At 48.4% G+C, this 13994-nt stretch carries 9 protein-coding genes; 1 reads left to right on the top strand and 8 read right to left on the bottom strand.

Annotation, left to right across the window (positions count from 1 at the left end):
- Positions 1-30: 30 nt before the first annotated feature.
- The gene (locus LLG96_12430) at positions 31-846 is read right to left on the bottom strand and encodes an RNA methyltransferase (GenBank protein MCE5251017.1); all 816 of its coding nucleotides are present in this window, start codon (positions 844-846) and stop codon (positions 31-33) included.
- Positions 847-1231: 385 nt separating this feature from the next.
- Between LLG96_12430 and LLG96_12425 the strand changes: the two genes are divergently transcribed.
- On the top strand, positions 1232-2512 hold the full coding sequence (locus tag LLG96_12425) for a fibronectin type III domain-containing protein (protein MCE5251016.1): 1281 nt from the start codon (positions 1232-1234) through the stop codon (positions 2510-2512).
- Between the two features lie 38 nt (positions 2513-2550).
- On the opposite strand, the gene LLG96_12420 is transcribed toward LLG96_12425, so the two are convergent.
- From LLG96_12420 to LLG96_12390, 7 genes are all read right to left on the bottom strand, one after another.
- Positions 2551-3333, bottom strand: a complete 783-nt coding sequence (locus tag LLG96_12420; GenBank protein MCE5251015.1) for a hypothetical protein — start codon at positions 3331-3333, stop codon at positions 2551-2553.
- Positions 3334-3411: 78 nt separating this feature from the next.
- The gene (locus tag LLG96_12415) at positions 3412-9207 is read right to left on the bottom strand and encodes an Ig-like domain-containing protein (GenBank protein MCE5251014.1); all 5796 of its coding nucleotides are present in this window, start codon (positions 9205-9207) and stop codon (positions 3412-3414) included.
- Between the two features lie 90 nt (positions 9208-9297).
- Positions 9298-10563, bottom strand: a complete 1266-nt coding sequence (locus LLG96_12410) for a hypothetical protein (protein ID MCE5251013.1) — start codon at positions 10561-10563, stop codon at positions 9298-9300.
- A gap of 14 nt (positions 10564-10577) precedes the next feature.
- Positions 10578-11546 (bottom strand): pilus assembly protein PilP, encoded by a 969-nt coding sequence (locus LLG96_12405; protein ID MCE5251012.1) that lies wholly within the window; start codon positions 11544-11546, stop codon positions 10578-10580.
- A gap of 18 nt (positions 11547-11564) precedes the next feature.
- On the bottom strand, positions 11565-12212 hold the full coding sequence (locus LLG96_12400) for a type 4a pilus biogenesis protein PilO (protein MCE5251011.1): 648 nt from the start codon (positions 12210-12212) through the stop codon (positions 11565-11567).
- 17 nt (positions 12213-12229) lie between these two features.
- Complete coding sequence (locus LLG96_12395) at positions 12230-12850, bottom strand: PilN domain-containing protein (GenBank protein ID MCE5251010.1); 621 nt, start codon at positions 12848-12850, stop codon at positions 12230-12232.
- A gap of 13 nt (positions 12851-12863) precedes the next feature.
- The gene (locus tag LLG96_12390; protein ID MCE5251009.1) at positions 12864-13913 is read right to left on the bottom strand and encodes a pilus assembly protein PilM; all 1050 of its coding nucleotides are present in this window, start codon (positions 13911-13913) and stop codon (positions 12864-12866) included.
- Between the last annotated feature and the right edge of the window lie 81 nt (positions 13914-13994).

Raw genomic sequence — 13994 nt, 5'->3', positions numbered from 1 at the left:
AAGGACACAAAACGCAAATAGTTAAAACTATTATTTACCCCTGCGGTTTTCCGAACGCATTCTCTGCCGGTATTCGAACAGTATAATGGAAGCGGCAACAGCGGCGTTCAGGCTTTCCACATCCCGTTCCATGGGGATCGAAACGGTAAAATCGGCCGGAACATTCTCCGGCATACCCGGTCCTTCAAGTCCGGGTAAAAGAGCAAATTTCCCGGGAAATCTGAATTTGTCGAGGGGAACGCCGTCTGCAGCAAGAGCGACAATCGGGATATCCATGGCATCGAGCTTATGGATTGAAGGCCCCTCTGTATAGGTAACGAGAAATATCGAAGTGCCGCCGGCCCGTATACTTTTCGGGTGAAATGGTAAAGCGGCTTCCTCGAGTAAAACAACGCTCTTAACACCGAAGGCTGCCGCCGAGCGGATAACCGCGCCAACATTTCCCGGATCCTGGAAAGGAACCAGCAGAGAAATGCCGTCCGAACACCCGTCAGGCTCATGAGACGGGATTTCGGGTGTTTTCACAAGGAGCAGCGGAAATGCAGTGCCGTGAACATCGAGCTCACGGAACAATTCACCGCTGAGGCTGTACTGCGGAATATCCGGTGGAATATCCGCAAGGTGTCTGTCATCACGGGCGTTGCAAATCAGACCTTCCGCAATACCGGGACGTAAACGCAGCATCTCGGGGACAATTTTTGCACCAGAAACGAGCGCATACCCGGAACGTTTTATACCGCGGCTCCCGATGAGTGTTTTCCATAGCCGGAATTTCGGATTTGCCGGGCTGTTGATATCAAGAGCTCTATTCCTGAATCCAGAACTATTTACATGAAAATCAGTCATAGTATTCCCGTCACGGATGTAACAGTTAGTCGATTTCCCTTAATTATCACATGGTCATGCATGAGCAGCCTATGGTGCTGACCGGCTTCGGACGGATACGCATTCGACGGCCGGTCACCCCATTTTCTTCGGATATTTTACTCTCTCCGGTCATGCGGAATATATTCATGAATCCCTGTTTTGTCAAATATCAGTAAAGGCCCGGTAAAAAAACAGAGATTACATCTTCTAAACAGGCATAAGCATATAAAATTGACGGCGGAAATATCATTCAACCAGTTTCATTCTGTCCGGAAAACCTTTTGCAAGGTTTATTGACATTCAGAGCATAATCAGCTATTATATAGATACTTTACAAAACTCACATTACAGCGGAGAATAATATATGTCAAGAAACACTTTACTCATAGTGTGTATTTTCAGTGCTCTTGCGGCACTTTACGGATGTTCATCTTCAACGAGCAATAATTCTGTCGATGTCACCTCTCCGCCTGTTCCGGCTGAACTGACGATTAAATCCATGGAAAATGGAACGGTATTTTTAACCTGGTCACCCGTAAAAGATGATGAGTTAAAAGGATACTATGTGTATTGGAATGAAGGGGCAGAAGTCGATACACTAACCTCTCATAAACTATTTTCCGAATCCGCAAACGCCGCCATTACCGGCCTTAAATCCGATATAACGTACTATTTTGCCGTTTCTTCAATCGATGAATCGGACAATGAAAGCTCCCTTTCCGTTCAGGTTACGGGAAAATACCAGGACAAGAATGATACTACACCTCCGCCGGTTCCCTTGAATCTTCAGTTGTCAGCCATCGGCAACGGCTCCGCAAGCCTCGTCTGGACTCCGATTACGGTGGATGATCTCAAAGGATACAATGTATACTGGCGCGGCGGAGCAAAGGCCGATCCTCTCTCGGCAAACCGGAAGTTTGTTGAAAACAGTTCTGTCACCATTATAAATCTCGATTACGAAATCATCTATTACTTTGCAGTTTCAGCGGTCGATAAAAACGGCAATGAAAGCGCCCTTTCAAACCAGGTCAACGGGAAACCGCTCAATACCACAAGCCCTTCACCACCTGCGAACATCAACATCTCCGCAGTCAACGATATCATACCGAAAATCAATGTCTTCTGGTCAGAAAATACCGAGCCGGACATAAAACATTACAATATCTATCGCGCCCAGACATCAACCGGCCTCGAAGACAGCAGCAGCTCGTATGTCACATCCGTTACGCAGGAATACTATGTCGATGTCAATGTCGAAGTGGGTGTCCGGTATTATTACAGAATCAGCGCCGTTGACAAGGAAAACTGGGAAAGTACTCCCTCGTCGATAGTCAGCGATCTGGTACTCCCCCCGGTCAGTCTCGTTTCCCCCATCAATTATCAGTATATCGGCGATCATCCTCAGTTTACATGGGAGCCGGTCGAGGGAGCGACAAAATATGTGCTGTTTCTGACATCATCACGTATCGGGGGCGAGATATGGTATACCGAGGTCAATAAAAATACTACGCAGGTTACCTATGCCGGTAATGTAACGCTCATCAGCGGCAACACCTATTACTGGAGAGTCGGGGCAATAACGATAAAAGAGATCAATTCGGAAAGTACTATCGGAACATTCGTAGTCAACACCGGAGGGCTGTGACGTTTGGGGTTTTCCATGGTGTTTTTCACGGAAAGCCCTTATCGCCGTTCAAGCCCCTGAGTCAGGGCTATGGATACTTCCGCGTTATCCAGATCGCGGATTCCCGCCTGAGCCGAAATTCTATATTCGTACGGCAGAATGAAATCGATCCCGAAAAATCCGAACAACGGATTTTTCACTTCGTAGGAATCACGCCAGTCTTTTCTGTCCCAGGTGATTGAATTTCCCTGATGAATTTCATAGGTATCCCTCAACCACCACTGAATCTCGGAAAAACCAACGCCGCATGTAATATCCATGAAATCAACACGTTTGACAATCCCGAGCCCGGCATAATAATCGGCCCATTTCATGTCGCGGTTTTTTATGAGGGTTCTGTCGATATATTCCCATTCAATCGAATCATCCGTTTTAAAGTAAAAACCGCCGCCCTCTAAAAATACACGGGTCTGCGAGTTGGGGAAATTCAGCAGGCGGATACGGGCGCCCATTCCGAAGCCGGCTTTATAATCGCTGTCAAAATTCTTAATTGCGTTGGAATCGTTTTCCATGTAATCAAGCTGAAGGTTGGTTCCGCCGCCTTTAATATAGATGTCAAGCCAGTCTGTCAGACCCGTGGTCACCTTCAGCATGATCCGTTTCGACGAGGTGGGAAGTTTGTCCGTATCGAGCTCATAGTCATGCAGCGAGTATGAGTAACTTATTCCGACAACGAGATTCTTTTTACCCACATTCGTCCCGGGATTGTTGAACAGCTCGGCCGGGCTTGCACCGGGAAAACAGACAATAAGGACCAGAAAAATCAGGAGTGTATTTTTCATATATCTCTTCCCCTTCTATACTCAAGTGCTCCTCGAAAATAATTTTCATATGTGATCGATGTCAATACTCAACGATCATTACGGTGCAGTTCCAAGACTCAGATAGATCGCATCACTCGCGGTCGCTTTACCATTGGGACTCGCCAGGGTCGCAGTAACAACCGTGTTTCCGGCTTTGTCTTTCTCCGGATCGAGATTGTTGGTCAGGCTCACCGTGTACCTTATCTCTCCCGGGGAATTGGTTACGATCTTCGAGGTCGACAATACTCCCTTGGCTGACGCGAAGGTAATTTCAGAACCGCCTACGACCGGATTTCCGTTCACATCGTGAACAACAATTTCGAATATCGCTGTTTCTCCATTGTAAAGAATTTCCGGCTCTGTATTAATTTCGAATGTCGAAACTCCAAGCGAGAAAATAATAGGCACGAAATTCCAGACGGTTACTTCGTTTCCGTTCTGGTTGACACCCTCGGTCTGAGCGGTGACAATGGCAATACCATTATTATATAAACCATCGCCATCGATATCAAAATAGGACTTCAGACTATCGTAAGGTGGCATGTCAAAGCTCGCAGGCGTACGCAGCGAGGTGAGTGGATTATTACTGTTCGGGTTGGCAATGGTATTTGAATTCAACCGTGTCGGGAACGGATTGGTCGAATAGAGTGTCACACTGGCCATACCATTTTTGTCGGTAAATCCCGTATCCGTAGTAATAGTCCCGCCTGTCGTTTTGAACAGGACCGCCGTACCTTCTGGTACAGGGTTGTTGTTTCTGTCCGCCACCACGACAGTGATCGTGGATTTGTTATCATTCGTTCCGATCGCTCCGGCATAAATATTAAGCGGCCCGCCATAGAGTCTCATCCGTGAATTTGTGAACGGATCGTTGAGATTGGTCATATCCATGTATGCCGGTCCGGCATAAACGAGGAACTGTGTCGTCTCGCTCGTGATAGGCGGTGACACGGGCTCACCGTTTTCGGTGACAACCGTAGCCTTTACACGAATAGCTCCGGACTTGGTACCGGCATGGAATGAAACTCTCGCAGCGCCGTTAACGGTGGGAACAGGTTCGCTTTCATGGTTAGTCGCACCGGAAGGCGAGAGCGAGGAATTAGTATCATATGTACCGACGAGTTCGAACTTGACCAGATTGCCGTCACCGACAGGATTATTCTTGTTATCCTTGACCTTGGCCGTAATGAGCAGAGTCTCGTTTCGTCCCGAACCCTGAATGCCCACTGAAGTGGGTTCAAATACCAGATCCACCGACTGCGGCGGTCCGGGGATAATGATAATTGTCGTCGTTCCGGTGACAGTTCCCACTGTTGCGGTTATATTTGCAGTACCGACAACGCCGGAGGTAAAGCGGGCGGTAGCAATGCCCTTCTCGTCGGAACGTGTGAATTTTTCAATATCTCCAACATCCGTTGTGAAAGAAACGGTAGTGGGTGTCGTGATAACTGAACCGTCAAACATCCTGAGCGTAGCGGTAATAATGGATTCCATCAAACCATCCGCAACGATGATCGAAGGCTCGGCGCTCAGCTCGATATCGGAAACCTGATTGACACTCGTCCCTACCTCTGCGAACAAAACAGAAGTATAATCCTGCAGGGTACCTGATTTTGCAGTTACCAACACATACCTGTTGGCGTTTTTATCGCTCGTAAGCGTGGTGGTCGCCACACCGTCAACGGTTGTTGCAACAAAGGGATCGATCGTTCCGCCATCGGTTGTGAACGAAATCGTGGTTCCATCGGGGACACTTGCCGCAGAACCGCTTATATCAAAAATTGTCGCTCTGATAGTACATGTCGATTTTCCATCAGCAGGGATACTCTTCGGCGATGCGCTGACCGAAAGATACGAGACCATGAATCCCGGAAGCGTGAAGGATATCGAGCCTTCCTTGCCTCCCGCGGAAGCGGTCAGGGTGACCTTTCTGCCGGCTGAAGCCGCAGGATAGGTAATTTTGGACGCAGCCACGCTGTTGACTGTCTTTACAGGGCTGATGACAGCGCCTTCAGGAGGTTCGACCTTAAAGTATACGGTGGTACCGTCCACAACGCCGTTGGAATTAACATCAAGCACAAGCGCCGATATGGGAAGTGAATACGTGCCGTCATTATTATCGAGTCCGGTCTGGTCGGTACCGGTCTTGTAACCGGGTCGAATCGTTTCCGGTGCACCGGCAATGGTCAACGCAACGGTATTCGACTGAACCGCTCCGACCTGGGCCTGAATCAACACACTTTCGAATGCACTTGGCAGCTGGCCGGAATAGAAGAATGAACTGGCAGTTCCGGAAGATCCGGTCGTCACAGTCGGCGGCCTGATTTCTTCGCCTCCCGCGGGACCCTTCAGAACCTTGAAACTGACAAGCACATCGGACACGGGATTGCCGTATTTGTCCGTAACAACGGCAATAAGCCGTGAATTCCCTCCGCCGACACCAACAATATTGGCATCGGTTCTCAGAATTACCGAATCCGGCTGGGCATTCACATAGGTAAACCGTTTCTCGGTGGAAATCCTGTCATTACCGTATTTCGTCGATGCCGAAACAGTCACCGAGCCTGCCGTATTGGCGCTCACCAGATCAGCATACGCTTTTCCCTCGGCATCGGTGACATCGCTCTGGGTTATGGTTCCGAGCGTCGTATAAAACTCAACCGTTACACCCTCCACGTTTTTCTCGGAAACCGTATCGTAGAGCTGCGCCCAGAGATGGAGTTTATCGCCGCCGGTCGCAACCGAATCCTGGTCGCTTCCGATGGTGAATCTGAGGCGGGTGAAAGTCACATATGTCGAATCAACAGCGCCTGCGCCTTCGATTACAATTTTCGCCTTTCCCGAATTCTCGCTTGCAAAGGCAATAGATGCGCGTCCCTGAACATCGGTTTTAACCGTTTTTTCACCGATTTTCGTGATATCGAGATACCATGCAAATTTCACATCGGTTCCGACAATCGCAACATCCGCGGCATCCTTGACATATGCGGAAACGACGGTTTCTTCTTCGCCGCCGGCAAAAAGATTCTCCGGTGACGCGGATACATTGATTTTAACCCCGGTGAAGTTAACGGGAATGGTTGTCACATGCTGTTTGAATTTGGCGGTTACGGTTGCCTCACCGTTCCGCCTGTCGCTGACAAGGGTAGCTTCCGCGCGGCCCTGTGTATCGGTCGTATCGGAGGAGCTTATCGTTCCGAGCGTCGTGGAAAAGATTATGTTTTCACCGACTATCGGGTTATAATTATCATCTCTCAGGAGGGCAGTGATTATCGATGTGCTGATCCCATTGGCCGGTATCTGGGACGGATTGGCAAAAAGCTCGATACCCCGGGCCTTTACTTCCTTTATGATAATCGCAACAGAATCAACGAGCGTGGCGCCGTAATTTACTTTAATATAGGCTGTCCCGGGAGCATATCCCGAGGTAAACGTCGAGGTGGCGATACCGCTCGCATCGGTAGTGGCGCTTCCTCCGATAGAACCCTGGGTCGAGCCGAATCTCACTTCCTTGCCCGAAATCGGTATATCGGAAGAAACCTCTTTTATGAGTACGTGAATCGTGGACTTGGACTGACCATCCGACGGAAGCTCGGAAGGGTCAGCGGTTACTGACATCGTGATGCCTTTGAGATATATCTTCACTTTCTGTTCGACTTCGCCTGAATATATTCTCACATTCGCAACACTGTCCTGCCGTAACGCTATACTTGTATAGGAGACAACCGCTTTACCCGGTGAAGAATCGGGAATACTGGGATCGCCGGTAATAGCGGAGGGTTGAATCACCCCGAGGTCCGTTTCGCAATAAACAGTCCGGTTCGAGAGCGGTTCACCATTGGTATCGGTCAGGAAAATACTGAGACTGACCGTGCTGATTCCATCGGCCTGCACATAACTTTCTTTCGGGGAAATACTGAGCGTGGCGACAGTTCCGGCTTTCCCGGGAAGCACGACGCTCTTGGAATTACTGATTCCGCCGGATGAAGCGATGACCTCGACCTCTTTCCCCGCATCGGACGATGCATAAATGAGTGTCGTTGAAGCGACGCCGTCCTTCGTGGGGACTCTGCCCTCGATGACGCCGACATCACCACGAAGAGAGAAGTTCACGATAGTACCGTCCGAAACCTTATTCCGGTTTACATCGGAGACAATGGCGGAAACACCGATTCCATGAGTTCCGTCGGGATTCGTCGTAAACGAGCTCGCGCTGAAACCGACAACAACCGAATACGGTTCGCCGGCAATGGTCAGCTTGATTATATTGGAAAAAATATTTCCGATCCGTGCCTGTATCTCCACACCATCGAGACTCGTACCCTGATTGCCGGACTTGAACGACACAACCGCCTGGCCGCGGGAGTTGGTAACCGCGGTAGGAGGAGTAATCTTTTCGTCGCCGCCCGGGCCTTTCAGTATCGAGAATGTAACCGTCTCATTCGATTTGGGATTTCCGGTCACATCATACACGGTCGCCCGTATTTCGACCTCTTCTCCGCCGATCTTGACCGAGAGTCTGTCAGCCTGGATAAATACAGAGTCGGCGGAAGCAGCGATAAAATTCACCGTGGTCGAAGAGCTGACCGGGGGATTTTTAATCGATGCCGTTACCGTGGCAGTTCCAGCGGATGAGCCGCTCGTCAGCTCAGCAACAGCAGTTCCGTCCGTTTTAATTTCGCTGAACACAATCGTGCCAAGGGTTGTGGAAAAATTCACATCATCGCGGCTGATCGGTTTGATGGCGCCATCTTTATCTTTCAGAGAGGCGTTGACGGTCGTTTTCTGACCGCCGGCGTAAATCTCCGATTCTGCAGCTGCCAGAGAAAATGTATAGTTGGTGAACTGTACGGTGAGACTGTCAAGGGTACCGAGCGCGGAAACGGTGATCGTCGCCTCTCCGTCCTTGTCCGATGTAAGGTATGCGGTTACCTTGCCCTGCGTGGATGTTGAATCGACAATCGACAAACCGTGCGATACGCCGTCCGCGGACATCAGCGTTCCGAGTGTCGTGGATAAACTGACCAGTCCATCAACCACGGGAGAGCCGGAAGCATCGCTCAGCGAAATCGACAGGACCGCTTTCGATGTATTATCGGCAACCAGAACCGTAGGGGTTGCCTGGGATTTGACGACAGCGCCGGAAAACTCGACATAGGTCAGCCTGGTTATCTGGTTGTACCGTGCAGTTACCGTGGCTTTCCCGTTAAAACGCTCGCTTTTGAGGTCGACGGTCGCCACACCCCACTCATCGGTAGTGGCTGATTCCTGAATGATCCCGAGAGATGTCGTGAAATGAATGGTCTCACCCTGAACGGGATTTTTTTCACTGTCGAAAAGCTGTGCCTTGATTACCGAAACATCACTCCCGTTCGCGGGAAGAACCGCAGGTTCGCTTGTGAGATTCATGGACAGATTGGTGTCGATCAATCCTGAATCGGGCGTGACCGTAACGTAAGCGGCATTGGAATAATTGCTGATGGTTGCGGTAATCTTGACCTTTCCCTCCTGGGAACCGGCAAAGAGAATCGCGCGGGCAATACCGCCGGTATCGGTAACATCGTTAACCGTCTGCACCGTTGCGCTGTTGTCGGCGGTAAACTTAACCTTGATTCCGCTCATCGCTTTGGAAGTGTCATCGTCGGCATATACTTTAGCGGAGATATTCACCGAACCCTTATTGGCGACAATAGAGGCCTTATCCGTTAAGATAAGCAGCTTGTTGGACACCTCGACCTTATCATCTCCGGGTCCGGTTGTCTGCTCACAGGAGAAAACAAACAGTATGCCAACAATCGACAATATCGCAATCCAGCTCAGATGTGCCGAGTAATTACCAATTATTCTTTTCATGGTTCACCCCAGTAGAGATCAGTTACACACCAAGGTTACTCAGCGTGTCATATATAAAACCATTAAGATGATACAGCGTTCGTCCGAACATCATTGGGGCGACTCTGTCTTAACCCGTTCAATAATATTCGGTGTTATAAAAATAACCAGATCGGTTTTCTTGTTTTCAATTTTCGTATACTTGAACAACTGCCCGACAAGCGGGATATTCTGTAAAATCGGGATACCCGTATCACTCTTTGTATCCGACATCTGACGCAAACCGCCGATAACCGCAGTTTCACCGTTTGATGTTATAATTTTAACGTCGGCCTTCTCCTCGGTAATTCTCACTCCCGTACCAACGGCTTCTCCCTTTCTCCTCGCAGCCATTACATCAAGGAGAATACGATCATCCGTGAGTATGTGAGGAGTGACCTGAAGCTCGGTCGAGGCATCGATCATATCGAGAACTACATTACGTGCTTCGTCATAAGAAAGCAACGGTATCTGTTGGCCGGACCTGAGGATCGCCTGTTCGTTATCCTGGGTCGTTATATGGGGACGCGATATAACTTCGGCTTTGTTCTTGTCGATCAACGATGCGAGTGTCGCCTCGAGCATCACATCCGAAATGGAACCCGCATATTTACCGACAATCAGTTGATTCGCCACGTTAACCGTATTCTGAGAAGCGGAATTATTGTTTTTCACCGCCGACCAGTTCACACCGAGTTCGGAGAGAAATCCGGAATCAACGGTAACCATCCTGACCTCGATGGAAACCTGCTTTGTTTCCTTATCGAGCTCCTTGATAATATCCTCGATCACAGCCAGGCTGGAATCCGATGCGGTAAACACGAGAGAATTTGTCCGTATATCGACTGATGGCTTATCCGCATCGCCAAGCAGCTGATCGATGGTTGTCTTGACATTTGCCGCATTCGCATGGTGAATTTGAATTACCCTCACCTTTTTGGGGGCGGCAAGTTTTACTTCGACAGATTGTTTTTTCTGAATCTCTTTGAGAGAATTGATCTGCAAGGTGTATTTTTCACGGGGAAGAACCTTGATATACCCGTTATCTTCGTACCCGACGAGATTTTTCATGTTGAGTACCGCGAGAAGCGCCGATTCCCATGTTATATCCTTAAGAAAAATCGTACACGCGCCGGTGATATCCTGATCGAGGATAATGTTACGGTTACCTATCTCCGCAAGGGTTTTGATGACCTGACGGATATCCGCATTCTCAAAATCAAGCCGTGATATCTCTATTGTAGTCGGACTCTGCGAGGTTTCGCATGTCCCTGTTCCGTACAAGAAAACCGCACATACCCCGAAAAGCAGTGCAGCATAAACCATATGTTTTTTCATAGCGGTCACCTCGATCATTTATTGCCGGCTATCCTGAATGATAAACAGGACTGACGGCAGGGAAGCTCAATTCCGGAACTGTCAAGCGCGATAACCTTCCAGTACAGTTTCTTATTAAGCGGTAACTCCATATCCTCTATCAGAATATATGATGTTTCCCTGACTTTTTCCCTTATGATATTCGGAGGGCCAAAATCCGGATTGTCATCGACAAGAAGTATATACGTTACAGAATCGCCATCATACCTAGACCATTTCAATACATGGGGCAGCCTGATCCACGAGTCATCGGGAGGATCGTAGAGCGAAAATGCTTTCACATTCTCTTTGGAAGTACTTTCGGTCTGCTGTTCGACCACAGGGAACTCACCACTTGTACTCAGCCATTTTTCCTCAAGCGTTTTTGTTGAAAGTGACGGTATGACAATATCCTCTATCCTTATTGTCTTCTGAGGCTGGCTGCCTGTCTCATACACGATATCGATTCCGGGTCTCTTGATGACATTCTTCTCGTCCTGCTCGACAAGAACCGTCGATTTCGAGGATTCGAGGAACATGTCCACAGAAATCGACCGCCCATATTTAACTACATGTATACGGACGCTGTCATCAGTGATGTCCGTCACATACCCGCCATAAACCATGTAACCCACGCGAAGCACATGCCCGAAACCATCGGCGTCCAGCACAAGCGCATATATGTCGTCATCGGTTTTAACGATACCCTGCAACTTTGCTTTCTCGTAATTAAAAAGCCCCTTGATCTTCTTGTTTTCTTCAACTTCCGCGGGAGCGAGAGAACCGAAAGGATCACGTTTCCCCTGGGCATCATATACAGGCGCAGATCGTGTGAAATCAGTGAGTCCCTCGGCTTTTACCGTTGAATCGGGAGCCGGGGAGGCCGGAGTTTTCGCCTGAGCACACACATCTTGAGAAAGCGCCGTCTGAAAAACAAGGATTATGAGTACCATTACTGTTTTCATAGCATCAACCCGTCACATCTATTTTTTGGCAGGGCTTTTTTTAGACACCGGCTCTTCTGCCTGTACTCCCGTGAAGATATACGATGACAGAATACATTCAACGGTGAGATTTCTCGGCTGGTCTGTCTGAGCCTCGGCTTCGTTTTTTTCTCCCTGAACCACATCGGCATTAAGAGACATCTTCAATTCCGAAACGCTCAGGATTCTCGGCAGAGTCATAATTCCGCCCATAAAATCGGCAAACTGATGATACCCGCACTGAACGGTCATCTTGTATTTATTCTGTTTGTATGGCTTTCCTTTGCCTTCTATCGTCTGAGTGGCATCAAATCCGACAACATATACTTTCGCCGTGTACTCCACTTCAGAGAGCTGATCAAGAAGCCTGGCGACGTTTTCCGTATCGGGAAGATACTGTTCGAGCTCCCTGTATTTTTCCTGAAGCTGCTCTTTTTGAGCGTTGAGCTCTGCAGGGCTATGGAGGCTTTTCTTTGTCGCTTCAAGCTTTTGTGTCAGCGTGACAATCTCGGCTTTTTTCGACTGTAATTCGGTCACTACCGGTTTAATCATAAAATGATAGAAAAGAACCAACAGGACAACCGGGACCATAAAAATCGCAATCATCTTCTGATTTTTAGGGTCTTTTATGTCAAAATCTATTGCCATGGTTCAATCCATCCCGATTATTTTTTAGCCGCAGCCTGCTTGGAGGGAAGCGCTTTCTCCTTCGGAGGCGGAGGAGGCTCGAATCCAGCCAACTCGACACTCACGACATATTGATACGCATCCCTGATTTCCATCGGCGACGGTTTTATCGACTGTAATGCCACATTCCTGAATTTGTCGTATTTCTCCAGGCCCTGGAGAAAACTGGAAATGTCTTCCTTTGAATAAGACATACCCTCAAGTGTATATAAAATAACACCTTTATCCTCTTTTTCCACAATACTCGTAAGCCACAGGTTCTCGGGTAAAATACTGTTAATGTGCTGAAGCATGGCAAACCGAAGATCGCTGTCCGAGGTGAGTTCCTTTATGATATTAATACGTTCTCTGACCTTTACGGTAAGCGTATCGACTTCTGCCTGCAGGTTTATTGTTGCCGAAAGCAGTATCTGTTGTTTCGCGAGCGACTGTTTTGCACTGTCCTGATACCTGATGGCCCCCTTGAGGTAATAATAATATGCTCCCAGGCCGGCAGCGGCAACGATAATAACCACCACCATGAGGGTACGGATATTGAAAAGAAATGACGTTTTTTTGGGTCTTAATTCCCGCGGCAACAGGTTTATGTTAATGTACACTGCTTCCTCCGCCTTAAACCTTACGGGTAGCCAAGCCCATTGCGGTTGACAATACCGTACCGATTTTTTTCGGATCAATTCCTTCCATGATTCCTTCGGTAAACTGGACATGATTGAAGGGATCAAGAATAACAACCTCAGCTCCGGTACGGAGTTCGAGCACATTAATGAGACCCGGAATCCATGCAAATCCTCCGGTCAGAACAACAAGATCGATCTTATCGACCGCATCGGAGGCCTGAAAATAGGAAATGGCAACTCCTACAGCGTTAGCAAATTCCTTGCTCGTTGTATTCAGCGTATCCGCAATGACTTCAATATTGCTTTCTGCGCCGATGTCTCCCCTGATAATATCAAAAATCTTGTTTTTGGGGATTTCAGAGATCATCTCGAGTTTTTTAATAAAGGTCATCCCCGCAACCGATATATCGCGCGAAGAATGGAATACACCGTTTCTGATAAATGCAGCGACCGTGCTTTCGGAACCAATATTAAGAAGCACACTCGCTCTGTACTTTTCAAAATCGTAATTGATATGGGCAATGTTGGTCAGGGCAAACAGGTCAACATCGAGAATAACAGGCCGTAATCCCGCCTCATTGAGAAATTCTATATACGCATAAATAATATCGTTCTTGGCGACCACCATGAGTACTCTCATTTTCTTGGCGGCCTCGTCACGCTCCAGGACGGCGTAATCTATCTCGACATCGTTCATGTCAAACGCCGACATCTGCTCAGCCTCGATAATGACAGCCTCGCGCATCTCCTTTTCGGGCGTTATATTCATTGTAAGAACTTCCGAAAGTATGGCATAATTGGGCAAGGCTACCACAACATCCCTGGCATGAGGATCACAGCGGCCAACAGCTTTTTTAATCGATTGCGCTATGATGGACGGGTCTTTTATCTCTCCGGATTGTACAGTACCTTCCGGAATCGGCTCCAGAGCAAAGTTTTCCAATACATGGGCCTTCCCTTTAACTGACATTTTCACCGCCTTCACCATGCTGGATCCGATGTCGAGACCTATCGTACTCACTTGCTTTTTAAGCAGTTGCATACCGGGCTGTCCTTTATCACAACCAATGTTCACTTCCGGAAAAAGACAAAAAAATGGGGGCAACTCACCCCCATGAGCTTA

The organism is bacterium, from assembly GCA_021372535.1.
Taxonomy (GTDB): domain Bacteria; phylum Latescibacterota; class Latescibacteria; order Latescibacterales; family Latescibacteraceae; genus JAFGMP01.
Note: the sequence above shows the minus strand (reverse complement) of the source record. Positions and strands in the feature narration are given on the sequence as shown.

Coding starts and splice junctions, on each gene's coding strand:
- LLG96_12430 (MCE5251017.1), bottom strand. CDS start 846: ATGACTGATTTTCATGTAAATAGTTCTGGATTCAGGAATAGAGCTCTT.
- LLG96_12425 (MCE5251016.1), top strand. CDS start 1,232: ATGTCAAGAAACACTTTACTCATAGTGTGTATTTTCAGTGCTCTTGCG.
- LLG96_12420 (MCE5251015.1), bottom strand. CDS start 3,333: ATGAAAAATACACTCCTGATTTTTCTGGTCCTTATTGTCTGTTTTCCC.
- LLG96_12415 (MCE5251014.1), bottom strand. CDS start 9,207: ATGAAAAGAATAATTGGTAATTACTCGGCACATCTGAGCTGGATTGCG.
- LLG96_12410 (MCE5251013.1), bottom strand. CDS start 10,563: ATGAAAAAACATATGGTTTATGCTGCACTGCTTTTCGGGGTATGTGCG.
- LLG96_12405 (MCE5251012.1), bottom strand. CDS start 11,546: ATGAAAACAGTAATGGTACTCATAATCCTTGTTTTTCAGACGGCGCTT.
- LLG96_12400 (MCE5251011.1), bottom strand. CDS start 12,212: ATGGCAATAGATTTTGACATAAAAGACCCTAAAAATCAGAAGATGATT.
- LLG96_12390 (MCE5251009.1), bottom strand. CDS start 13,913: ATGCAACTGCTTAAAAAGCAAGTGAGTACGATAGGTCTCGACATCGGA.